This is a genomic window from Streptomyces sp. NPDC052773 (assembly GCF_044547145.1).
Classification (GTDB): domain Bacteria; phylum Actinomycetota; class Actinomycetes; order Streptomycetales; family Streptomycetaceae; genus Streptomyces.
Window position 1 is genome coordinate 97,002 of the sequence record NZ_JBITZX010000005.1, and the last position, 22,978, is coordinate 119,979.

Annotated in this window: 13 protein-coding genes, 1 tRNA gene and 2 pseudogenes; 1 reads left to right on the forward strand and 15 read right to left on the reverse strand. The window is 69.1% G+C overall.

Annotated features, from left to right (window positions below):
- Positions 1-118: 118 nt before the first annotated feature.
- The 7 genes from rho to ACIG0D_RS13275 all read right to left on the reverse strand — a co-directional run bounded on the left by rho (position 119) and on the right by ACIG0D_RS13275 (position 9,507).
- Positions 119-2,119, reverse strand: coding sequence for a transcription termination factor Rho (rho, locus tag ACIG0D_RS13245; RefSeq protein WP_399799492.1), 2,001 nt, complete (start codon positions 2,117-2,119; stop codon positions 119-121).
- A gap of 411 nt (positions 2,120-2,530) precedes the next feature.
- Positions 2,531-3,514 (reverse strand): homoserine kinase, encoded by a 984-nt coding sequence (gene thrB, locus ACIG0D_RS13250; protein WP_399799495.1) that lies wholly within the window; start codon positions 3,512-3,514, stop codon positions 2,531-2,533.
- Positions 3,515-3,956: 442 nt separating this feature from the next.
- Positions 3,957-5,015, reverse strand: a complete 1,059-nt coding sequence (gene thrC, locus ACIG0D_RS13255) for a threonine synthase (RefSeq protein WP_399799497.1) — start codon at positions 5,013-5,015, stop codon at positions 3,957-3,959.
- Positions 5,016-5,021: 6 nt separating this feature from the next.
- Positions 5,022-6,314, reverse strand: coding sequence for a homoserine dehydrogenase (locus ACIG0D_RS13260; protein ID WP_399799500.1), 1,293 nt, complete (start codon positions 6,312-6,314; stop codon positions 5,022-5,024).
- A gap of 152 nt (positions 6,315-6,466) precedes the next feature.
- A complete protein-coding gene (lysA, locus tag ACIG0D_RS13265; RefSeq protein WP_399799502.1) occupies positions 6,467-7,858 on the reverse strand; it encodes a diaminopimelate decarboxylase in 1,392 nt (463 codons plus the stop codon).
- 17 nt (positions 7,859-7,875) lie between these two features.
- Positions 7,876-8,853 carry an ArgS-related anticodon-binding protein NrtL gene (gene nrtL / locus ACIG0D_RS13270; RefSeq protein ID WP_399799505.1) on the reverse strand — a complete coding sequence of 326 codons (978 nt, stop codon included), beginning with the start codon at positions 8,851-8,853 and terminating at the stop codon, positions 7,876-7,878.
- Positions 8,854-8,976: 123 nt separating this feature from the next.
- A complete protein-coding gene (locus ACIG0D_RS13275) occupies positions 8,977-9,507 on the reverse strand; it encodes a response regulator (protein ID WP_399799508.1) in 531 nt (176 codons plus the stop codon).
- A 113-nt stretch (positions 9,508-9,620) separates the two neighbouring features.
- On the opposite strand from ACIG0D_RS13275, the gene ACIG0D_RS13280 reads away from it, so the two are divergent.
- A tRNA-Arg gene (locus tag ACIG0D_RS13280) sits at positions 9,621-9,692 on the forward strand.
- Between the two features lie 153 nt (positions 9,693-9,845).
- On the opposite strand, the gene ACIG0D_RS13285 is transcribed toward ACIG0D_RS13280, so the two are convergent.
- The 8 genes and pseudogenes from ACIG0D_RS13285 to ACIG0D_RS13320 all read right to left on the reverse strand — a co-directional run bounded on the left by ACIG0D_RS13285 (position 9,846) and on the right by ACIG0D_RS13320 (position 22,277).
- Positions 9,846-10,184 (reverse strand): hypothetical protein, encoded by a 339-nt coding sequence (locus ACIG0D_RS13285; RefSeq protein WP_399799510.1) that lies wholly within the window; start codon positions 10,182-10,184, stop codon positions 9,846-9,848.
- 32 nt (positions 10,185-10,216) lie between these two features.
- A pseudogene (locus ACIG0D_RS13290) lies at positions 10,217-11,057 on the reverse strand (site-specific integrase); the annotation flags it as partial.
- A 179-nt stretch (positions 11,058-11,236) separates the two neighbouring features.
- Positions 11,237-11,365: pseudogene (locus ACIG0D_RS13295) on the reverse strand (transposase); the annotation flags it as partial.
- A gap of 134 nt (positions 11,366-11,499) precedes the next feature.
- Positions 11,500-12,060, reverse strand: a complete 561-nt coding sequence (locus ACIG0D_RS13300) for a hypothetical protein (protein ID WP_399799513.1) — start codon at positions 12,058-12,060, stop codon at positions 11,500-11,502.
- A 33-nt stretch (positions 12,061-12,093) separates the two neighbouring features.
- Positions 12,094-13,539 (reverse strand): PIN-like domain-containing protein, encoded by a 1,446-nt coding sequence (locus ACIG0D_RS13305; protein WP_399799516.1) that lies wholly within the window; start codon positions 13,537-13,539, stop codon positions 12,094-12,096.
- A gap of 119 nt (positions 13,540-13,658) precedes the next feature.
- The gene (locus ACIG0D_RS13310; RefSeq protein ID WP_399799518.1) at positions 13,659-19,241 is read right to left on the reverse strand and encodes a DEAD/DEAH box helicase; all 5,583 of its coding nucleotides are present in this window, start codon (positions 19,239-19,241) and stop codon (positions 13,659-13,661) included.
- Entirely contained in the window at positions 19,234-20,184 is a 951-nt protein-coding gene (locus tag ACIG0D_RS13315) for a hypothetical protein (protein ID WP_399799520.1), read from the reverse strand. The genes ACIG0D_RS13310 and ACIG0D_RS13315 overlap by 8 nt, the downstream gene beginning before the upstream one ends.
- On the reverse strand, positions 20,184-22,277 hold the full coding sequence (locus ACIG0D_RS13320; RefSeq protein WP_399799522.1) for a hypothetical protein: 2,094 nt from the start codon (positions 22,275-22,277) through the stop codon (positions 20,184-20,186). Before ACIG0D_RS13320 ends, ACIG0D_RS13315 begins: the two co-directional genes overlap by 1 nt.
- Positions 22,278-22,978: the final 701 nt, after the last annotated feature.

Genomic DNA, 22,978 nt, shown 5'->3' on the forward strand with positions numbered 1-22,978 from the left:
CAGAGGTGCATGAGTGAGAAGGGAGCGAGCTGATGCGCCCCTTCCTCTCAGCGCCGAAAGGCCGGTCCCCGTCACTGGCGTGACAGGGACCGGCCTCGAGCGGACGGGTGGGCGGCGACTAGTCGCCGTTGCCCGGCGTCGGCGTCGTCTTCTGGATCTGCATCAGGAACTCGACGTTCGACTTGGTCTGCTTCATCTTGTCGAGCAGCAGCTCGATCGCCTGCTGCTGGTCGAGCGCGTGCAGCACCCGGCGCAGCTTCCAGACGATGCCCAGCTCCTCGGCACCGAGCAGGATCTCCTCCTTGCGGGTGCCGGACGCGTCGACGTCCACCGCCGGGAAGATCCGCTTGTCGGCGAGCTTCCGGTCGAGCTTGAGCTCCATGTTGCCGGTGCCCTTGAACTCCTCGAAGATCACCTCGTCCATGCGGGACCCGGTGTCCACCAGGGCGGTGGCGAGGATGGTCAGCGAACCGCCGTCCTCGATGTTGCGCGCCGCACCGAAGAACCGCTTCGGCGGGTACAGCGCGGTCGAGTCGACACCACCGGACAGGATGCGGCCGGAGGCGGGCGCGGCCAGGTTGTAGGCGCGGCCCAGACGGGTGATCGAGTCGAGCAGCACGACCACGTCGTGACCCAGCTCCACCAGGCGCTTGGCGCGCTCGATGGCCAGCTCGGCGACCGTGGTGTGGTCCTCGGCCGGGCGGTCGAAGGTCGAGGAGATGACCTCGCCCTTGACCGACCGCTGCATGTCGGTGACCTCTTCCGGACGCTCGTCGACGAGGACGACCATCAGGTGGCACTCGGGGTTGTTGTGCGTGATCGCGTTGGCGATCGCCTGCATGATCATGGTCTTGCCGGTCTTCGGCGGGGCCACGATCAGACCGCGCTGGCCCTTGCCGATCGGCGAGACGAGGTCGATGATGCGGGTGGTCAGCACGCCCGGGTCGGTCTCCAGACGGAGCCGGTCCTGCGGGTACAGCGGCGTCAGCTTGTTGAACTCCGGCCGCCCGCGGCCGTGTTCGGGCGCCATGCCGTTGACGGAGTCGAGGCGGACCAGCGCGTTGAACTTCTCGCGCCGCTCGCCTTCCTTCGGCTGGCGGACCGCACCGGTGATGTGGTCACCCTTGCGCAGGCCGTTCTTGCGGACCTGGGCCAGGGAGACGTACACGTCGTTCGGACCCGGCAGGTAGCCCGACGTACGGATGAAGGCGTAGTTGTCGAGGATGTCCAGGATGCCCGCGACGGGGATCAGGACGTCGTCCTCGGCGATCTGCGGCTCGGAGGCGATCTCGTCGCGCCCGCGACGGCCCCGGCGGTCGCGGTAGCGGCCGCGACGGCCACGGCGGCCGCCCTCGAAGTCGTCCCCGTCCTCATCGGCCCGCTGCTGGCGGTCGCGGTCACGGTCCTGGCGACCGCCGCCGCCCTGCTGCTGGTTCTGCTGCTGGCGCTGTCCGCCCTGGCCCTGCTGGTCGTCGCCCTTGCGGCGGTCGCGGTCCCGGCCGCGCTCGCGGCGGTCGCGGCGGCGGCCCTCGCCGCCGTCACCGGCGTCGCCCCGGGCCTCGCCCTGCTGCGGCTGCGCCTGCTGCGCGGGCGTCTCGGCCTTCGGCTCGCTCTTCGCCTCGGCGGCGATCGTCTCCGGGGCGGTCGCGGCGGGGGCACCGGCCTCGGCGGTGGCGCGACGGCGACGGCGCTCGGCCGGGGCGTCGTCGGACGCAGGCTGGCCGGGGATCTCGATCTGCTGCTGGGCCACGGCCTTCTCGGCCGGGGCCTCGGACTTCTCCGCCTTCTTCGGCGCGGGGGATTCCTCACCCGTACGGGCCTTGGAGGTGGCGCGGCGCTTCGGCTTGGTCTCGGTGGCGGTCTCGGCCTTGGCGGGGGCTCCCCCGGCGGCCTGCGCCTCCTTGATGACCTCGATCAGCTGGCTCTTGCGCATACGCGCGGTGCCCCTGATTCCGAGGCCGGATGCGACCTGCTGCAGCTCGGCCAGCACCATGCCCTCGAGGCCGGTACCGCGGCGCCGCCGGGAGCCGGCACCGGTGGCAGGCGCGGAGGCGTCCGTGGCGGGCGCGGCAGCGGTCTCCTCGACACGTGCGCCCATCAGATCGGTGGTGTCGCTCACGAAGGGTCCTTCCCTGGAGCGGACGTCGGCCTGTCTGGCTCGGCGACCGGTTGTGCTGTCCGGCTTCGGTCCTTGCTCTGTGAACCGTGCCGGGGCGGTGGTCCGCCTGCTAAGCGGCGGAAGAGATATCTGGTGATGGCGCTTCCTCGAGCCGTGGCACCTGGTGTCACGTGGCGTGGTCGCACCGGTTCCGGAGCGTGCCCGGCGGGCCGCTCAGTGTCGACGTACGACGTACTGCCCGCATACGAGGTACGAGACACAGTGCGACTTGGGGGGCTCCCGGAAGAATGTCTGTCCCGGACGGGGACACGAGGCACCTCGCCATGGTGGGGTCGGGTGCAGACTTGAGGTTAACACTACCGGATCCAACAAACATTCCCCCTCTCCACATCCGGCAATCGGCCGCTGTTTTCAATCCGCGCCGTGGGCGCCGTTCGCTCCGCCGGTCGTTCCCCCGGCCGCGCCGCCGTTCGCCCCGCCGGTCGCGAGCGGCAGCACGCTCGCTCCGTGCAGGTCGAGGGCCAGCCGGTTCGCCGCCCAGTCCGCGCCGGCCAGCGCCTCCACCTTGTCGGCCGTCTCGGCGTCGGCGAGGGCCATCACCGTCGGTCCGGCGCCGGAGATCACCGCGGGGATCCCGTCGGCCCGCAGCCGCTCCACCAGTGCGGCGCTCTCCGGCATGGCGGGGGCGCGGTACTCCTGGTGCAGCCGGTCCTCGGTGGCGGGCAGCAGCAGCCCGGGGCGCCTGGTCAGGGCCTCGACGAGCAGTGCGGCGCGGCCGGCGTTGGCGGCGGCGTCGACGTGCGGCACGGAGCGCGGGAGCAGGCCGCGCGCGGTCTCGGTCAGGACCGGCTTCCCGGGCACGAAAACCACCGGAACGATGGAATCCGCGGGATCCATCCTGATGGCGCGCGCGGCGCCGTTCTCCATCCAGGAGAGGGTGAAGCCGCCGAGCAGGCAGGCCGCGACGTTGTCGGGGTGGCCCTCGATCTCGGTGGCGAGTTCCAGCAGCGCCGCGTCGTCGAGACGGGCCTCGCCGCCTATGGTCACGGCGCGCGCCGCGACGATGCCGGCGCAGATGGCGGCGGAGGAGGAGCCCAGGCCGCGGCCGTGCGGGATGCGGTTCGCGCAGACGATCTCCAGGCCGCGCGGCTGTCCGCCGAGGACGTCGAAGGCGGCGCGCAGGGAGCGGACGAGGAGGTGCCGCTCGTCGCGGGGAAGCGTCTCGCTTCCCTCACCCGCGATGTCGATGTGCAGCCCGGAGTCGGCCACCCGGACGACCACGTCGTCGTACAGACCCAGCGCGAGGCCGAGGGCGTCGAAGCCCGGGCCGAGGTTGGCGCTGGTGGCGGGGACGCGCACCCGGACGGCGGCGGCGCGGAACGCTGGACCGGCCATCGCTCGTTGACTCTCCTTGAGCTGCGTGATGGTCGAAGACACTCGATGACGTACGAAAACCCAGGGGCCGCTGGAGGCCGCCGGCGGGACCGCTGATCACGAAGACGGCGCGGCACCGCGGCATATGCGGCGGGCGGGTTCGGTACAGCCTATCGAAGGAAGGTTCTGTGGCGACATAGGGCGCACAGGAGGCGCACGATGCGTGTCGTAAGCCCCTGGTGCACCCTCCATAGGGAAGTTCCCCGGGCGAGCGCCGTCTTACGCCTGAACGTGGCGCCGGTGACACCGGCACCGGGGCCGGCCGCACCGGGCCCGGGCCCCTGGCGACCGCACCGGGCCCGGACGCTCGGCGGTCACGCCGCGCCCGGGTGCCCGGCGGTCGGGCCCGGGCCCCCGATGTTCAGGCCCGGGTGCCCGGCGGTCGGACCAGGGTGCCCAGTGGTCAGGCCAGGCCCAGGCGCTCGGCCGCCGTCGCGGCGTCGACCGGGACGGTGACCGGCTGCGGGGCGCCGGCGACGGCCCAGTCGGGGTCCTTCAGGCCGTTGCCGGTGACGGTGCAGACGATCCGCTGGCCCGGGTCGACCTTGCCCTGCTCGGCGGCCTTGAGCAGACCGGCCACCGAGGCGGCGGAGGCGGGCTCCACGAAGACGCCCTCCTGCGCGGCCAACAGGCGGTAGGCGCGCAGGATCTCACGGTCCGTCACCTCGTCGATGAGGCCGCCGGACTCGTCGCGGGCGTTCAGCGCGTGCTGCCAGGAGGCGGGGTTGCCGATCCGGATGGCGGTGGCGATGGTGGAGGGGTCCTTGACGACCTCGCCGCGCACGATGGGCGCGGAACCGGAGGCCTGGAATCCCCACATCCGGGGCGTACGGGACGACACGCCGTCGGCGGCGTACTCCTTGTAGCCCTTCCAGTAGGCCGTGATGTTGCCCGCGTTGCCGACCGGCAGGACGTGGATGTCGGGCGCGTCGCCGAGCATGTCCACGATCTCGAACGCGGCCGTCTTCTGGCCTTCGATACGCACCGGGTTGACCGAATTGACCAGCGCCACCGGGTAGTTGTCGCTCAGCGCCCGGGCGAGGGTCAGGCAGTCGTCGAAGTTGCCGTCGACCTGGAGGATCTTCGCGCCGTGCACCAGGGCCTGGCCCATCTTGCCGAGCGCGATCTTGCCCTGCGGGACGAGAACGGCCGAAACCATACCGGCGCGCACCGCGTACGCGGCGGCACTGGCAGACGTGTTGCCGGTGGAGGCGCAGATGACGGCCTTCGCGCCCTCCTCCTTCGCCCGCGAGATGGCCATGGCCATGCCGCGGTCCTTGAAGGACCCGGTGGGGTTCGCGCCCTCCACCTTGAGGTGGACCTCGCAGCCCGTGCGCTCGGAGAGCACCTGCGCGGGCACGAGGGGCGTGCCGCCCTCGCGGAGCGTCACGACCGGCGTGGTGTCGGAGACGGGCAGCCGGTCCCGGTACTCCTCGATGATTCCGCGCCACTGGTGGGTCATTGCTGGTTACTCTCCTTCAACCCGCATGATGCTGGCGACACCGCGCACGGTGTCGAGCTTGCGCAGCGCCTCGACGGTCCCGGTGAGGGCGGCGTCGGACGCGCGGTGGGTGACGACGACGAGGGACGCCTCGCCGTCCTTCCCCTGCTGGCGGACGGTGTCGATCGAGACACCGTGCTCGGCGAAGACCGTCGCGACCTGGGCGAGCACGCCCGGTTTGTCGGCCACGTCGAGGCTGATGTGGTACCGCGTGACGACCTCGCCCATGGGCGAGACGGGCAGCGCCGCGTACGCGGACTCGCCGGGGCCGGTGGCGCCGCTGAGCCGGTTGCGGCAGACCGCGACGAGGTCGCCGAGGACGGCGGAGGCGGTCGGGGAACCGCCGGCGCCGGGGCCGTAGAACATGAGCTGCCCGGCGGCGTCGGACTCGACGAACACGGCGTTGTACGCGCCGCGCACCGAGGCGAGCGGGTGGGTCAGCGGGATCATGGCCGGGTGCACGCGCGCGGTGACGGACTCCCCGTCGGCGGCCCGCTCGCAGATGGCGAGCAGCTTGATGGTGCAGCCCATCTCCTTGGCGGAGGCGAAGTCCGCCGCGGTCACCTCGGTCATGCCCTCGCGGTAGACGTCGTCGAGACGGACCCGGGTGTGGAAGGCGATGCCGGCGAGGATCGCGGCCTTGGCGGCGGCGTCGAAGCCCTCGACGTCGGCGGTCGGGTCGGCCTCGGCGTACCCGAGCGCGGTGGCCTCGTCGAGCGCCTCCTGGTAGCCGGCGCCGGTGGAGTCCATCTTGTCGAGGATGAAGTTCGTCGTGCCGTTGACGATGCCCATCACCCGGTTGATCTTGTCGCCGGCGAGCGACTCGCGCAGCGGCCGGATCAGCGGGATGGCGCCGGCGACGGCGGCCTCGTAGTAGAGGTCCCGGCCGTGCTCCTCCGCCACCGCGTGCAGGGCGGCGCCGTCCTGGGCGAGGAGGGCCTTGTTGGCGGAGACGACGGAGGCGCCGTGCTCGAAGGCGGTGGTGATGAGGGTGCGGGCGGGCTCGATGCCGCCGATGACCTCGACGACGACGTCGATGTCGCCGCGTTTGACGAGGGCGGTCGCGTCGGTGGTGACGAGGGCGGGGTCGATGCCCTCGCGGACCCGGTCGGGCCGCCGCACGGCCACGCCGGCCAGCTCGACCGGCGCGCCGATCCTGGCGGCGAGGTCGTCGGCGTGCGTCGTCATGATGCGCGCCACCTCTGAGCCGACCACTCCACAGCCCAGCAGCGCCACCTTCAGCGGACGCGTACGCATCATCCGACCTCGTTTCCTCTTACCGTCTTCGGTTGCACCAGTCTCACTCACCGGACCGCAGTTTCTGCCACCGGTCCGGATCGTGAGACGTCTATTTCATTTTCGCAGGGGCGTCGGACAGGAGATCTTCCGCCCCGGCGGCTCACCTGCGGGGATCAGCCCACATCGAGCCGCAGCAGATCGTCCTCGGTCTCCCGGCGGACGATCACCCGCGCCTCGCCGTCCCTCACGGCGACGACCGGCGGACGCGGTACGTGGTTGTAGTTGCTGGCCATGGAGCGGCAGTACGCCCCGGTGGCCGGTACGGCGATCAGGTCGCCGGGCGCCAGGTCGGCCGGCAGGAACGCGTCCCGGACGACGATGTCCCCGCTCTCGCAGTGCTTGCCGACGACGCGCGCGAGCATCGGCTCGGCGTCGGAGGTGCGGGAGACCAGGGCGACGCTGTACTCGGCGTCGTACAGCGCCGTACGGATGTTGTCGGACATGCCGCCGTCGACGGAGACGTACGTCCGCAGCCCGTCCAGCGGCTTGATGGTGCCGACCTCGTAGAGGGTGAAGGCGGTGGGCCCGACGATGGCGCGCCCCGGCTCGACGGAGATCCGCGGCGTGCGCAGCCGGGCGGCCTCGCACTCGCGCGTGACGATCTCGGTGAGCGCCTTGGCGATCTCGTGCGGCTCACGGGGGTCGTCATCACTGGTGTACGCGATACCGAGACCACCGCCCAGATCGATCTCGGGCAGCTCGACGCCGTGCTCGTCGCGGATGTCCTTCAGCAGCCCGACCACGCGGTGGGCGGCGACCTCGAAGCCGGACATGTCGAAGATCTGCGAGCCGATGTGGCTGTGGATGCCGATCAGCTCCAGCCCGTCGAGCCGGAGCGCCCGCCGCACGGCCTCGGCGGCCTGTCCGCCCGCGAGCGGGATGCCGAACTTCTGGTCCTCGTGCGCGGTGGCGATGAACTCGTGCGTGTGGGCCTCGACGCCGACGGTGATACGAATCTGCACCCGCTGCCGCTTGCCCAGCTCCTGCGCGATGTGCGCGACCCGGACGATCTCCTGGAAGGAGTCGAGCACGATCCGCCCGACACCGGCCTCGACGGCCCGGCGGATCTCCGCGGGGGACTTGTTGTTGCCGTGGAAGGCGATCCGGTCGGCCGGCATCCCGGCGGACAGCGCGGTCGCCAGCTCACCACCGGAGCAGACGTCGAGGTTGAGCCCCTCCTCGTGCAGCCACCGCACCACGGCACGCGACAGGAACGCCTTGCCCGCGTAGAAGACATCGGCGTCCTGCCCGAAGGCGGTGCGCCAAGCCCTCGCCCGGGCCCGGAAGTCGCTCTCGTCGAGGATGTAGGCGGGCGTGCCGAACTCCTCGGCGAGACGCTTGACGTCGATCCCGCCGACGGCGACGACGCCGTCCTCGGTGCGGGTCACGGTCTGCGCCCACACCTTCGGGTCCAGGGCGTTGAGGTCGGCCGGCGGGGCGGAGTAGTGGCCCTCGGGGAGGACGTCGGCGTGACGGGGCCCGGCGGGGTGTGCGGAACGGCTCATGGCGTGTCGTGGCTCTCTCAGAGGTGTTCGGGTGCGTCGATGCCGAGCAGGGACAGGCCGCCGGCCAGCACCGTCCCGGCGGCTTCGGCGAGGGCGAGCCGGGCACGGTGGACGGCCGAGGGTTTCTCCGCACCGCGCGGCAGCACCGCGGGCAGGACGGGCCAAACGGCGTCGGCGACGCTGACGAGATGCCGGGCGAGGCGGTCCGGGGCACGGTGGGTGGCCGCCGCGGCGAGGACGCGGGGGTGATCGGCGAGCAGCCCGACGAGTTCGCCGGAGCCGTCCACGTCGTCGACGGGCCCCGGCTCGGCGCTGAATCCGAGGTCGGCGGCGTTGCGCCCGAGAGCCCGGGTGCGGGCGTGGGCGTAGCGCACGCGGAAGAGGGGGTTGCTCTCCCGCTGGACGAGGTGGTCGGCGGTGATCCGGGGCCGGTCGTGCGGCGCGGGGTGCAGCAGCGCCCAGCGGGCGGCGTCAGCCCCGAGCGGCGCGGGGTCCTCCGGCGCGGGCACCGGCCGCAGCGTCACGGGCTCCCCGTGCCCGATCTCGACGCGCCCGCCCTGCGACCCGACGATGCGTACGAGTACGTCGGCGACGACTTCGGCACGCACCTCGTACGGAATCCGAAGGTCCACGACCTGCCCGGCGAGGGCGTCCCCGTGCCCGTACCGCGTCCCCTCGTCGAGGATCTGCCGGACGAGCCGCTCGGCGGCGGAGTCCTGGAGCCGGATGTTGAGAAACCCCGGCCCGGTGATCCGCACCCCGCCGACACCGTCGGCGCCCACGAGATACGGCCGGATCACCTCGGCGACCCGCAGCGGCGGCTGCCCGGCGGGCCGGGCCAGCTGCAGCGCGATGTTCGTCGCGTAGTCCCCCCAGCCCCCCGCCCCCGGCGGCGCCACCACGGCCCGCGCGGGAACGGTCACGCTCAGCTCCCCCGCGTCGACAGCACGACGCACCGCGTGCAGCACGGTGCGCGAGAGCTCGACGGGGGTCACGGGACAAGCGTAGGGGAGGAGGGGGGTGGGTAGGCGAGCCGGTTTGCGAGGGCTTCCGCTATGTGGACGCTGGGGGCGCTGGTGATGTGACCGTGGGTCGGTGCCGGCAGCGCCTTCGGGATGTCAACTACCGGGACGCCCGGCGATCTCCCCTTCCTCGGCGGCGATCAGCCCGCCGCCACCCTGCCCGGTCTCGCCCTCACCCTCTCCCTCGTCCTCGCCGCCACCCTTCTTCCCGTCGATCAGCCGGCGCACGATCCGCACGAGCTCCGACGGCTCGAAGGGCTTGGCGAGGAAGGCGTCGACGCCGATGTCGAGGCCGCTGTCGACCTCGTACTGCGTACAGGCGCTGACGATGGCGAGCGGAAGATCACGGGTCCGCGGGTCGGCCCGCAGCAGGGCGGCGGTCCGCAGCCCGTCGAGTCTCGGCATCACGACATCGAGGGTCACGACATCGGGCCGCACCTGGTGCACGACATCCAGACATTCGGCACCATCGGCCGCGGTCACGACCTCGAGGCCCTCCAGCTCGAGATTGACCCTGATCAGCTGCCGGATGACCTTGTTGTCGTCCACAACAAGCACCCGGCCGGACGCGCCTGGCACAACTTGAGAGTAGGTCCGGACCGGCCACCGCGTCCCGGTTTTCCCCACTTCCACCCCCTGCGGGCGACCCGACCCACCCCACCACCGGGAAACCCGTTCATGAACACCCCCTCGGAGCTGGTAGTGTTCTACCCGTCGCCGCGAGACACCGCGAACGACAGGCCCCCGTAGCTCAGGGGATAGAGCAACGGCCTCCGGAGCCGTGTGCGCAGGTTCGAATCCTGCCGGGGGCACCTTGGATTAGGTGCCTAAAGACCCCGCCACCAGCGCAAACGCTGAGGACGGGGTCTTCGCGTATGTACAGGCGTGTGCCGCTCGGAGCGGCCGTATGTCGGCGTCCGTGGACTATTCATGGACAGGATCTTGAGACGTTTCCCCTCGTCGAGTCAGGCTCGGACCTCGCGGACCAGGGTGCCGTCCCCGTCGTAGAGCTCCAGGGAGTACGTCAGCCCGAAACGGTGGAGGAGGCCGGCGAGGTCATCGAGCCGTCGCGGGTCAACGACTCCGTTCAGCAAGACGTCCGGCCCATCGACGGGGTCGAACTCCACTTCGCACCAACGGGTTCCTACCTCGTAACCGTTCCAGGAAGACGCCCTCGACCTCCAGCCGGCTCGGACGAAGCGCTCGGCGACGGGCGAGGCGTCTCGGCAGCCGTGCAGGATGCCGTTGTTGCCCACCTCGGCCCACTCAGGATCGAGCTCTTCGCCTTCCTCGGAGATGTGCACCCTTGGAGTATGAGGGTTCCTTTGTCCCGTGATCACTCGTACTCCCGCAGCAACTCTCCGATCTTGCGGTTGACGATCTCCTGTCGCCCGTCGATGCACTTGGCGTAGCGGCTCAGCACGACCTCCACGCTGTTGCCCGCTCGCTCGGCGACCTCCGTCGGGTCCACCCCGGAGTTGAGCCAGGTCGACAGCGCCGAGTGCTGGAGGTCATACGGGCGAGCCGCGAGCGGGGAGGCGACCGCGGCCGGCGGAAGCGCCAGTGCTCGGGCCTCCTGCCAGACGCGGTAGTAGGTCGAGGAGCCGACCACTCCCCCGCGCTCGTTGGTGAACAGCCGCCCGTCCTCGGCGGTGCCGAACGTGTCGAGGTGCTGCCGGAGGATGGTGACGAGCTGGGGCGGGATCGGGACGAGCCGAACCTCTTCCGCCGGAACGTTCTAGAGGCCCCGGTCGTCGTGGGTTTCGCCGGAGCCCGTCCACTGCTTTCCGACGCTGGGGCGCGTCCGGTTCAGCAGCACCGTTCCCCAGCTGTCAGCAGGGAGCGGACCTGCGCAGGATTGGCGACCACCCGGGGATCGACTTCCCCGGCCACACCTTCGGTTTCTTCCAGCGGATTCCCGTGATCGGGTTCTCTTTGAACTCCCCGAGGTCGACTGCATAGTGCAGCGCATTGACGAGTGTCCGATGCTTGCGCCGGACGGTCTCCGCGGCTGCCGCCGTCCCGTCGAGCTTTAGCTTGAGCGAATCCAGGACGGCCCTGCCGATCGCAGCGTCACCGAGGTCCGAGAGCGGACGCGATGCCTTGGCCACCCAGTGCAGGGTGTTCGCGATCTCGGTCGGCAATTCGCGCTCGTCCGGTCCGGGAAGGACGTCCGCGACAGGGTCCAGGTCTGGTCCGGCCAGCCGTGCGCCACCGGACCCTTGAGCAGCTCACGCTCCAACACGGCGAACAGATCGTCGCTCAGCAGCGGCAGTGATGCCGGCCCCTTCGAGGCCAGGGCCCTCGGCCCGCCGCGGGACGAGGCCTTGCGCCAGCGCTGCACCGACCGGACGCTGACACGCAGGTCGTGCGCGATCACCGCGTTCTCGTCGCCGTGCCGGAACCGCTCGGCCGCCTCCAACCGCACCTTCTCACGGAAGACCCGACGTTCCTCGGTCAAGCGACCGCCCTGGGCATACCTCATGTACTCGGCATACCGCAGGGATCATGAGCCGTCAGCCCTCCGGCACCACGCTTTGAAGGTCAGTAGTTGCGCTCGTTCAAGCCGCCGACCAGCGTATTATCCGTAAGACTAACGGCCTCCGGAGCCATCTGGGACTATTCGAGAATCCGCGTTGGGAATGAGCGGCGAGAGATCAACGGCAACTTCCCATTGGGCCCCGAAATCCTGATTTGCCTACCCTGCTGGACTGAGACCTTGACGGTAGAAGCGGCGCTAGCGGTCAGTGTGATGAGTTGCGACAGCTCCTCCCGGGCGATTCCCGTGACCACCTCGTTGCCGCATACAAGAACTGCGAAAACTAGGGACGCCGCTTCTGAAGTAATTCTCTTCTTGTCTTCTCCAGAGAACGTGAAGAAGTAGTCTCCGGGCCCCTTGCCGTCATTGTATTTTATAAACAAATGGCGATCATGGTTCACCACGTAGTGGCCATACTTCACGCTTGCGCGATTGAGTGCTGTGAACATCCCCGAGTCGACGATCGCGACTAGTGCCGCACCGTGCATGAAATCCTTGTGATCAATCACCTTTCCTCCTTTCGGCCCATCAAAGACGACAGCCGGAAATCCGGGTGTTCGAGATTTCCATAGCGTATCGATCATCTGATCACTGAGCCTGAGGTTTGGAAGATTTCCTGCATGCAATGCTGGCGAACTCATGCTTTACAAAGCTAGTTGGGACACTGGTAAGCGTCAGCGGCTGGAGCGCCTGTTGCTCTCTGCCTGCTGCGCTGCCAGCCGACGCAGGACAGCGCGGTCAGTCTGAGGGACGGACCCCAGCAGGTCCATGAACCATGGTGCGATCCACGACGAATCCCGGTGAAGCCACTCGCCTGGCGAAAGGACTGTACCGGAGACCCAGTCGCCAGAGGGCGGCTCGCTGCTTCTCGCGGCCGCAGCAATGCCTACAGACGGCTCCGTTTCCCCTACAGCCCGCCGCCCGAGCTGAGCTGTCACACCGATCAGCCACCACTGGGACAACCGCTGGGCCGGCAACGGCAACTTCACAGAATCACGTAGGGTCGACGAGACGAGTCCCACTGCATTGAGCGCATCAAGCGCCAGCCCCTCCGGCGGGTTCAGGTGTGGCGCTGTCTCCTCCGTGACCACCAGCGATGTATCTGGGACCTTCACTTCTAATGCCTCTGACACCCGCTCGATCTCCGCGTACGTGTCCGCGGCGAGCTCGGCGTCGAGGAACTCCCTGATCCCGCCGAAGAAATGCGGCGGCGTCTCGATCCTCAGGTCTGCCTGGGCCCTTCGCCTCAGCTCGTCGACAAGGCTCGGCCACGGACGGGAGCTGCTCGCGCCAGAGCGCTGCTCGTACCAGTCCTCCTTCGTGTCATTCGACACAAACAGTACGCAGCGCCCACTGGGCGGCAGTTGGCGGACATGCTCGATCAGCTCCTCCCAGAGGAGGAAGTCGCCAGCGGACTTCAGCGGCGTATCCTTGTCGGAGTCGGAGAATCCGGGCGGAATCTTGTTCGGGAATCTGAAGGCCGTCGCTTCCTCCAGACGCTTACGCAGGACGTCATCGTCCGGCTGCTCGCCGACACCTTCCCCGTAAAGCTTCGCAATCCGCGGAAGGATGGGGTCTTCCGCGTCGGATGAGTTCAGGGCTAAGCCATGGTCGGCTTTGAGCATGTCCAAGTGGCGTTTGAACTCGTGCCGGTACACGTCCAAGTGGGCATCGACGTCGGCATCCGCGACCAGGGCGTCCAGCCCCGCTATCTCCTGCTGGGCTCGGGCATACTTGTCGAGCTGGGCGCACACGACGTCCTTGGCCTCGACAATCGCTTTGCGGGCTGCCATGAGCTTCTTGTTGACCTCTGTGGCGGCGCTTGCGAGAGCCCTTTTGCGGGATTCCAGTGTGCTGCGACGGCCGCGGACGAACTCAAGACCGACCTGGTAGGGCATCCACAGCCGTCCTGCGGTCTGCTCGAGCGCCGCCAGGACCTCTTCTCTGGAAGTTTCGGTGTACTCGTACAGGCTCAGCAGAACATTCGTGTCCAGCACGATGACGCCGTCTTTGAAAAAAACGCTGCGCTCAGCGTCTTCAGCCGACGGCCCGGGCTGGAGCCACGCCGCGAACCGCCGCAACAACACCGGTTCGGTCATATCCCCCTCCGGCTCAGCCATGCCCCTCCCTTAGTCGATCCCCTTGACACAAGCAACTGACAGTCGACAGACGTGTATGCGGATGCAGGACTGCGCTGCTCGTTGCGGCTTCAGAGCCGCAACGAGCAGATCGCAGACCTTTAAAAGCCGTCGAAATCGGCGAGCATGGCTGACACCCGCGCCGGGGCTTTGTCGAGGAGGAAGTCGTCAACGAAGACCACGTCGGGAACACCTCGGCTGTCGGCTGCGGCGGCGTCGCGCACGGTGCTGATGCGGGGCGAGGACAACGTGGCGTCGGCCGCCTCGAACGGGCCCTTGGCAGCGACCCAGACCCGCTCCTCGAAGAGGACCGCAGGACCGGTGCCGCCCAGGTCGTCCACGAACACCGCATCACCAGGCGGAAAGTCGGACGCCCAATTCCGCAGCAGTCCCGCGGCCCGGCGACCCCGCTGGCTGCTGGCCGCGCCCGCGCCTTGGAGGGTGCCTAGGAGCTCGCCGGCCAGTCGCCAGTCCAGGAGGCTGTGGTACGCCATGTTCGTGTAGTCGCGCAGGCACTGGTAGCACGAGCCGCGGCAGTCGCGGCCGTGCGCGCCGTCCGCGAAATCGGCCAGCATCCTGTTGGCGGTCGCCATGAGCTGCTCGAAGACCTCCCGTTCGGCGAGGTGTGTGCAGTAGCCGGCACCGTTGTCCAGGGTGTCCGAGAGGAAGGCGAAAGTGCGCGCCTTGCTGCTCCCGGAGCCTGCACCGTGGATGCCGGATGCGATCTCGTTGGGCTGCACCTGCAGGAGTGAGCCCGCGGCCGTGCGCAGCAGGGCTGCCAGCGAGTACCAGGCCGCCCGCCTGCCCGAGCGGTCGTCGGGGAAGCCGGTGCTCTGCGGCACGGAGGTGAGGTTCAGGCGCAGGCCGAGCGCCGGGATCTCGCCTGCCTGGGGTCCGAGCAGAAACAGGTCCGTGCGCTGGGTGGCGCCGATGGCGGTGGCAAGCGATTCCTCGTCGGCAGCGATGTCCTTCGCCAGCCAGGGGAACAGCTCAGCCGCCCCGGTCTCCAGGTAAGCGCCGGACCAGCGCGCGGTCGGGCTTACTTTCGCGAAGTGGAACAGTCGCCCGCCGTTGTCGTTGACCGCGTACCGCTCGCCCTTGCCGGCGTGGACCACCATGCCGGGCGCCGCGATCTTCTGCGGTGCGCCGCGCTCAAGGTCTGCGGCAGTGCGGGGGGCGAGGGACCTGGCCCTCCATGCGAAGTTGCCGTCGAAATCGCGGGCTTTGCCGCCGGAGTAGAAGCCGGCCGGTTCGCGCAGTTCGATTTCGCGGTAGGAGCCGTCGGCCGTTCCGCAGGCACGGCAGGGCTGCGGCGGGGCGTCCTCCTGCTCCGGCAGCTCCTGCACGTCCTTGGCAAGGTGGCCGCAGGCGAGGCAGATTCCAATAAGAACGGGCTGCCCCAGCGGCTCGTCCACGGCTCGGGGGAATCGTCCGGTCGGCTCGAACGCGACGGCGCCGACCGCCGTGTGGACCTGTCCGTCCTTGACTGTCTCTGCGCCGGGGGCGAACTGCGAGATCGCGATGTCCAGCGACCGGTCGACCACTCCGCTCGGCGGCCAAGGGTAGGAGTCGAAAGGGCGCTTGGTGTACAGGTAGCGGGCTGAGGTGGGGAATCCGAACATCGGCAGCAGGCCGGACTCTGCCAGCCGCTGGCTGAGTTCGTGGTGGCCGTGGGTTTCGTCGGCGATCTGGGTGACGCTGTTGACGAGCTCCTGGGCTACCCATCCCGCCGCCTGCGCCGGGGGCCAGGTGCTGCGGGTGCGGTCGGCGAGGGCTTCGGCGAGGCTGCGGACCTCGGCGTCGTGGGACTTGATCCATACGCTGACTGCGTCGCTGACGGCGGGCCAGTCCGCGGTGCGGCCGAACTGGCCGTGGACGTTGCGGGTGGGATCCGGCCCTGCGTCGTCCCCGGCCGCGCCCTGCACCGCGTCGAAGGCCCTGCGCAGCACCTCGGCAGTGAGGACCCGCTGGTAGATGTCCTTCATGTCGGTGGACAGGTACGGCGGCGGGGTCGGGTCGTTGGTGATGCGCTGGGGGTCTTGGAAGTAGTGCTCATCGTGGCTGCGGCCGCGGCACACAGTAAGCGCGAGCGCGACCGGCGAGGTGCGCCGTCCTGCCCGTCCGACGCGCTGCTGGTAGTTGAACCGGGTCGGCGGCATGTTCGCCATCAGGACCGCGGACAGCGGGCCGATGTCGACTCCTGCTTCCATTGTGGTGGTGACGGAGAGGACGTCGAGGGTGTCGGGGAGCTCGTGCTCCTTGCCGTCGAGCAAGATCCCCTGGAAGCGGGCCTGACGGGCCTGGGCGTCCAGACGGTCGGTCTGACCGGTGAGTTCAGCGGCGTTGAGGCGGAAATTGCCGAACTGCCTCCGCGCCATCCAGGCGTAGTAGTCGGCGTCTGTGCCGTCGAACGGTTTGGGCACGGCGGGAAGGGGCCGCCGACACTTCGTGCAAATTCCGATGCCGGGGTGGAGGTGTCGGCGGCGGCAGACGGAGCAGGTCCAGGACACCGCTCGCCCGTGGCGCAGGGCGACGTGCTCGGGCTGGATGACGTACTTCTTGACTGCCTCCCCCCAGATCCGCTCGACGGTCTTGCGGAGGTCGTCCGGGTCCTGCCCCAGGTGATCGGCTGCGCTGGCCCAGAAGTCCCGCAGCTTCTTGGGCGGTTCGTCAGCCGGGCTGCGCAGTCCTGTGAAACGGCGCATGTGGCCGAGGACCCGCAGGCTGGCCCGGGCCAGTGCGGCGTCGGAGGCCCGCTCGGCTTCGAGCGGTGCCTGGTCGGTGGCGAGGGTGAGCCAGCCCAGGCCCAGGGACTCGAAGTCGCGTCCGGCGCTGCCGAACAGCCCGTTGAGCAGCTCGCTGGTGAGGGCTTCACGGATGTCCTGGCGCAGTTGCTCCTGCCGTTCGCTCAGAGCCAGGCTGGATTCATCGCGCACCTTGCCGCCGGGGGGCTCGGGCCACCGGTACAGCAAGGTCCAGGGCTGCGGCTGGGCGCCCTTCTGGTAACTGGTCTGCTGCAGGGACGCCTTTGGGCCGCCGGGGTTGATGCCGCACTGGACCAGGCGTTCGGCGACGGCGGCGCCGTGGCTGTCGAGGCTGGGCACACGGCTGAGGCGGCTGTAGAGCGCGGCCTCTTCTTCCGGGCCGGGGAGGTCGTCGTCGAGGCTGTCGAGGTCGGATACCTGGGGTTTCTGGAGCTTCTCCCATGCGTCGAAGGTCTCCGGGTCGCGGGCGCGCAGCCGGGAGCGTGCTGCCTTGGCCGTCTCCTTGCTCACGGGGTTGTCGGGGGACTTGCGATAGAAGCCCGATACGGCTGCGAGGTCGGCGACCGGATCGCCCTGACCTTCGACCTCTTCAGCGAGCAGCAGGCGCAGGAGGTCCTGGTAGTGGCGCAGCCCCAGGCCCGCGGACAGCTTCGCCGCGTCCTGCCGGCTGTCGGAGAAGACCACCGCCTGCCGGTTCGGCAGCAGGGAGAGGATCCCGGTGGTCAGTACCTGGTTGATCTTCTCGAAACCGGTGCGCATGGACCTGACTGGTGTGCGCATGCGGCGCGGGTCGCTCAGGCTGAGGCGCTCGCTGCCGACCTGCTTGAGCTCCCAGTCGTCGCCGCAGTTGGGGCACTGGGTCGGAGCCGCGGGGAGGTCATCCGCCTTGAGCCGGGGCCTTCCCCTCTTGGGCTGCGGCACGCTGGTGTGGAAGGACCAGCCGGTGTGGTCTCGCTGGTTGCGGAGGATGCCGGTGCGCGGGTCGTACTGGCTGCGCTTGAACTCGAAGCCGGCGCTCAGCTTGCCCTTGTCCGAGGTGGCTTCCCACTCCAGCTTCTCCACCGCCGGGTCGTCCTTGCGCGGCCAGTAGACGATGTAGTTGGCCGCGCTCGGCCCTAGGGCTGCGGCGTCGGGCAGTGAGTCGAGGTCGGGCAGGTCCGCGAGCAGGCCGGCTTCGAAGGGGCGCCCCTTGGCGACGTTACGGAAGGCCGATGCCGGCGCATAGCCGCCGAGGAATGCATCTCCGCAGTTCTGGCAGTAGAGAAGTTCCAGGACGCGTGCGTCGCAACTGCAGCGCGGCGTGGGACGCGAGTACAGCTTGCCGACGGTCCTCTCCATGCCTTCCGGGCGCGGGGCGTCGGGGCACTGGGGGTCTGAGCAGGCCCACACGCCGGGGATGTTGCGGAAGAAGAGGTGTCCACGCAGCTTAGGGGTCTGAGGGTCGGCCGAGCGGCGCAGCGCAGTGAGGACTCCGCGCAGCGCCTTCTCCTGCGTGGCGGTGACCGCGGCAGGGAAGATGCGGGCGGCGACGGCGGTATCGAAATCGGCGATGAGCCGGTCGCCGTCGCGCAGTGCGTTGACCAGTGCGTCACCAGCTCCGGTCTCTGCCAGGAGCTGGTCGGCCTGGGCAGGGTCGGGATCGACCAAGGCGGCGTAGGCGTCGGCGTGCTCGGAGATGTCGGTGCGGGTGTGGGTCGGCAGCACGAGCTGGCCGCCGAGAACCTCGAACCGGTTGCGGTCGACGCCGAAGAACTCCTGCAGGAAGTCCAGGTCTCGCGGGGCTTCGAGGGAGGCGGATGCGGCCAGGATGCGGAACTTGTCCGGCCTGCGATCCAAGCCGAGGCGGTGGCGCAGGTTGCGCAGGAGGTAGGCGATCTCTGTCCCTGCGGTGCCGCGGTACATGTGGAGCTCGTCGACGACCAGGGTGAAGCGGGCGTCGGGCACTTCCTCCAGCCAGCGGCGCGTCTTATCGAAGATCTGCGACTCACGCGAGCGCATCAGCATGACATTGAGCATGCTGTAGTTCGTGATCATGATGTCAGGTGGAGCCTGGATCATGTCCCAGCGGCAGCGCATCTCTGCGCCGTCCAGCCGGGGGATGAAATAGCGGCCGTCGCCGGGGGCCTTCTGCGCCTGGCGGGAGCGCTCCTCGGTAGCGGTGAACTCCTTGCGCAGCGTCTTGACACCGGCTGCCGAGCCGATCTCGCCGGGGACGGGGGTTGCCCCGGTGTAGCGGCCGAAGTAGAAGCGGTGGCCGGGCCGCGACCGGGCGAGCCATGCCCTGGCGTCATCGCTGTCCAGCGCCCTGCGCAGGCGCATCATCTGGTCGTCAACGAGCGCGTTCATGGGGTAGAGGACCAGAGCGCGTACCGCTGCGTGCCGACCGGCCTCGCCTGCCCGCTGCGGCTGGTAGTCGCCGTCGGGAGAGGCCCACCAGCGGTTCACCGGCAGGGAGGCGGCAGGCCACGTGGCGGACTCGCGGACGAGGTCGGCCAGGACGGGCAGCATGAACGACTCCGTCTTGCCCGACCCCGTCCCGGCCGTGACGACGACATCGCGCCCGTCCCGCACAGCGGCGGCCAGGGCCTGGTGCTGGTGCTCGTACAGGGAGGGGACGCCCTGCATCAGTCCGAGCTGCACCAGTTCCGCGAGGTCGGGGTGGGCCCCTGCTGCCTTCACCGACTCCGCGATGCCCGCAGCCATCTGGACGTAGCGGGGGCGGACCTCCAGCAGGGGGCGCCGCCAGGCTCCGCCGTCCATGTCGAACAGTTCTTGGCGTTCGCGTTCGAGGTGCTCGTCAGCGAGTCCGAACGGCGTGTTGTAGTAGCGGAAGAGCGCATCCCTCAAGTGCTCGAACGAACTGAGGATGTCCACGTCCCGGCCGGTACGCCCGGGCTGCTGCGAAGCGGTATCACTCATCGTTGTTCTCCCCCAGGTGCTGTCCGAGCGATTGTGCGATCTTGATGGCTACGACGTGGGGCACGTTGTCGTAGGCGAGGTTCTCGGCTTGAGCGTTGATGCGGGGCGCGAGGCCGCAGCACATCACGGCGACGCGCCGGTGCAGGTCGGGCAGGGGATATCCCCAGTCGACGAAGAGAGTCCCGAATCGCTCACGCCCGCAGTCCTTTTCGGGCCGCCAGCGCAGCACGTCCGCTGCCTGGTTCCGGGTCTCCAACGCAAGGTAGACGCCCTGCTCGTGACTGGTCTCGTACCACTGGCCATTGCGCAGGACCTGGCATACGCGCTTGCTGTCGCGCCGCTTGAGCCGGTACAGGCCCTCGTCCCGGGGCCGCGGGACGGGCCGGTATTCGCCGCGCTCGAGATCGTACTGTTCCAGCGGTTTGCCGAACTCCGGTGCAGAGGTCGGCGCTCCAGGGCTTAAGGGGGGCAGCAGCGCAGCTCCTTGTAGCGCGAAGCACGGTGTGTAGGAGACGCCGAGCTCGGTCGCCCAGCTTGTGAGCCCTGCTTCGTCGTCGAACTGGACGATGAGGGACGGGGGCAAGGGGATGTCCCTGGGCGGACGGGCGCTGGGCACCCGGAACAGTTCCAGCAAGCCGTCCTTCTCCGCCTGCGCTACGCGCGCGTCAAATGCGGCCGTCCGGCTCCCGGTGAGTACCGCCAGCCCTCGCGCCTGCGGCAGGCGGGTCAGGACTGGCGGAGTCGCACACCAGCGCCGGTTGCGCCAGTCGATGTCCATGTAGGCCAGGGAGACGGCGTCGCGCAGCCAGCGGCCCGGGGCTCCCGGTTCGATGTCAGGGCAGTGCTTGGATGCCAGCCACCACATCCCCTGCTTGACGTCGGACAGGCTGCCGGCGCCCTGTTCGCTCAGCCAGCGCAGCAGAAGGCCTCCTGTATCGGTCATCAGGCTTCCCGCCTTCCGCTGATTGCTTCCGCAGCCGCTACGTAATCGAGCCAGGCGGGGTCCTGCAGACGCTGGGCGGCACTGAGGATGGCATACGCCCAAGCGTAATCGTCAGGCGCTGGAGTGGGCGCGGGTATGTCTTCTGCTTCGGCCAGCGCCCTGACCGACCAGCGGGCCGCTGTCCGGTAGACCAGCCACACATAGCCGCCTGGTACCTCAATCTCAAGGCAGGGGCCGAGCGCCTGTGCGGGTAGCCGGGAGGCCATCCAGGCGGGGACCGACTGCTGCTTAACCTGGCGCACTCCGCCATGAGGATCGAGCAGCATGGCTTCCAGGACGCTGGAGCGCAGCAATTCAGTCCGCGGGGGGCGGATACTGCGCGGCGCCTCCGCACCACGGATGACAGCCTTGGAGCCTGCTGCGTCGCTCAGCTCGGGCCGGGCGGTGCCGTCGCAAAGGTATCCGAGCGTCCCAGTGCCGGGCGGCAGTCCCTCGTGCAGCCCGTCGTGCAGCGTGAAGACCTGACTGCTGTCCGCCGTACCCACACGGTGCTCTCCTTCTTCGAGGGGGACCATGCTGAGCGGGAAAGGCACCCGTGGGTCGGCGCGCAGCTTCTCGGTACGGCCGTCGAGGACGACTTCTACCCGGCCGTCGGGAGAGTCACTGGCCGGCAGCAGGAGATCGGGAGCACCGCCGCGGAGGAAATGGCCCGCTACTCCCGCACCCACCCGGTATTCGGGTGCGATGCGCAGACCACCCGACAGCGCAGCGCGGTGCCGGATCTGGGGTTCAAGGACATGCGCGTGGTCTCCACCCCGGTCGAGGGTGCGGGTGAACGCCAGCCCGTTGACGGCGCGCACGCCCTTGAACAGCTTCCACCCCGGCACCGGCGTCGGCGCTTCGCGGACAGTGCGGCCACCGAGGGTATCGACCATGGAGCGCACTGCGCGAACAGCCGAGTCAGCGGCCAAGATCCAGTGCTGCTCGCCGGGCTCAAAGTAATCAGTGCTCACCCACTCGCCCAGATGCGGGTGCAATCGCAGTAGCACCACCTCCTGCGGCGCCCACTCAAGGACCAGGTCGTCGCCCTCAAGGTGCAGGCCGTGTCCCAATTGCTGCAAGGAGGGATGCAGCGACTCCAGCCCCTCGTAGACGTTTCCGTACGCCTTGCGCAGCGTGAACGTACGGCCGCCTGGCACAGCGACGCGGGTCTCGCCGATGCCGTCGCAAGCTTCGGCGAGCCATTCCAGGCGCCTGCCGCGGTCCGCGACCACGAGTCGCAATCCGACGGCGCGGCGCCGCTGCTCTCGCTCCGGCTCGTGAAGGGTACCGTCCCAGTCATCGGCGAGCCGCTTGACCAGGCTGGCGATCAGGGTGTCGCCCGTGTCCGGGGCGCTGGCGAGCTCCTCCATAAGGCGGGGCGACAGGCGCCGGTCCCGGCCTGCTGTCCACACGCGCAGGCGCCGCAGCAACTCGCGACCGGAGACCTCGTCAGGGTTGTGTGGCCGCAAGCGCGTGGCGGCGAAGAACCGGGTGAGGACCTGCCGGTCCGAGTCGCGCACCAGCGCCTGCGAGATAGGGAAGCCGATTTTCCAGTAGAATTTGTCGGTGCTGACCGTGCTGGTGCCGTAGAGGCCACCCGTCTGCTCAAGCCAGGTGTCGAGCTCCTCCCACATCACTGCGACGTCCTCGAAGGCGTGCTCGAGCTTGTTCGCCCGGGAGCTGGAGGGCTGCTCACCGAACAGCTGGATCCACCGTCCGTAAAAGTTGGTCTTCAACATGCCGTCAGAGGACGCCATGCGGGTAGCCGCCAGCACAGACAGCGCCAGCACCGGCAGGCTCGGCGGCGGGACCGCGCTCCCGCGCTGCTCCCATATCTCACACTCGCGCTGAATGCGACTGAACAGTGGTCTGTCCGGATCGCTCCAGTTAAGTTCGCCGGCGACAGCCTGGGCGAGGCCCACTCCTATACGCTCGGCCAGCTCCCGCTCGACCTCGGCGTCGACGTACAGGACGGTGCTCCGCAGCGCATTGCCCGCACCGAAGAACTCTGCAGAGAGCACCTCGTGCCACTGCTTGTACTCAGACCTCATCTAACCTTTCCAGCTTCCCCACCCAGAGCCGCGTGCCCCTCTACGGCTGTGGGCACGCGCGCTCGCGCCCCTGGCACCCCGGCTCTCCCCGCCACGGCGGATGACCCTGCCACCCGTTCAGCCCAACCAACGCTACTCAGGGAACTCCCCGGTGACAGGCGTATGCGCCTGTCCGCCGCCCTTACGGCTGACTGGCGGGTCGCTACCCGCCCCCTTTCCCTGTCGAAGGCCCTTGCCCGCAACCGGGTGGCACCCCATACCACAACCGAACCGCCCGTCGGAGCGCAGGCGTTCAGCTCCGCAGCGGGCTGCCGTAGCTGGGCTAGGTCAGAAGCGTGATGCGCCGAAGGCGGCGCTGACCAGAGGTTCCTGGCGCGTACGTTCCGTCAACGAAGGCCGAGGTGCAGTAACACCCTCGCCGCGCAGTGCGGAAAGGCTGCTTCCGACCTCGGCTGACTCCCCATCAACCGACTGGCATGACGCCAGAGGGATCCCGACAACAGCCCCCTTCAGCCCTAACGGCTACCGGAGCGCAAAGGAACCGGCTTCGGACGCAGAATATCCCTGCTCTCTACACGAAATGACCCCCGTGCCGAAATCGTGATATTGCCTGTCAGGCAAGCGGGTCGGCCGCGCATCGTTCTCACCCTCTGCAGGTCGCGTGCTAACTCTGAGAGCACGCTCCTGCTTGCTGGTCCGCC

Bases quoted from the DNA above. Each gene is read 5' to 3' on its own strand.
- thrC (WP_399799497.1), bottom strand. From the start codon at position 5,015: ATGACCCACCAGTGGCGCGGAATCATCGAGGAGTACCGGGACCGGCTG.
- lysA (WP_399799502.1), bottom strand. From the start codon at position 7,858: ATGAGCCGTTCCGCACACCCCGCCGGGCCCCGTCACGCCGACGTCCTC.
- ACIG0D_RS13300 (WP_399799513.1), bottom strand. From the start codon at position 12,060: ATGAGTTCGCCAGCATTGCATGCAGGAAATCTTCCAAACCTCAGGCTC.
- ACIG0D_RS13260 (WP_399799500.1), bottom strand. From the start codon at position 6,314: ATGATGCGTACGCGTCCGCTGAAGGTGGCGCTGCTGGGCTGTGGAGTG.
- ACIG0D_RS13320 (WP_399799522.1), bottom strand. From the start codon at position 22,277: ATGAGGTCTGAGTACAAGCAGTGGCACGAGGTGCTCTCTGCAGAGTTC.
- ACIG0D_RS13310 (WP_399799518.1), bottom strand. From the start codon at position 19,241: ATGAGTGATACCGCTTCGCAGCAGCCCGGGCGTACCGGCCGGGACGTG.
- ACIG0D_RS13315 (WP_399799520.1), bottom strand. From the start codon at position 20,184: ATGACCGATACAGGAGGCCTTCTGCTGCGCTGGCTGAGCGAACAGGGC.
- ACIG0D_RS13305 (WP_399799516.1), bottom strand. From the start codon at position 13,539: ATGGCTGAGCCGGAGGGGGATATGACCGAACCGGTGTTGTTGCGGCGG.
- thrB (WP_399799495.1), bottom strand. From the start codon at position 3,514: ATGGCCGGTCCAGCGTTCCGCGCCGCCGCCGTCCGGGTGCGCGTCCCC.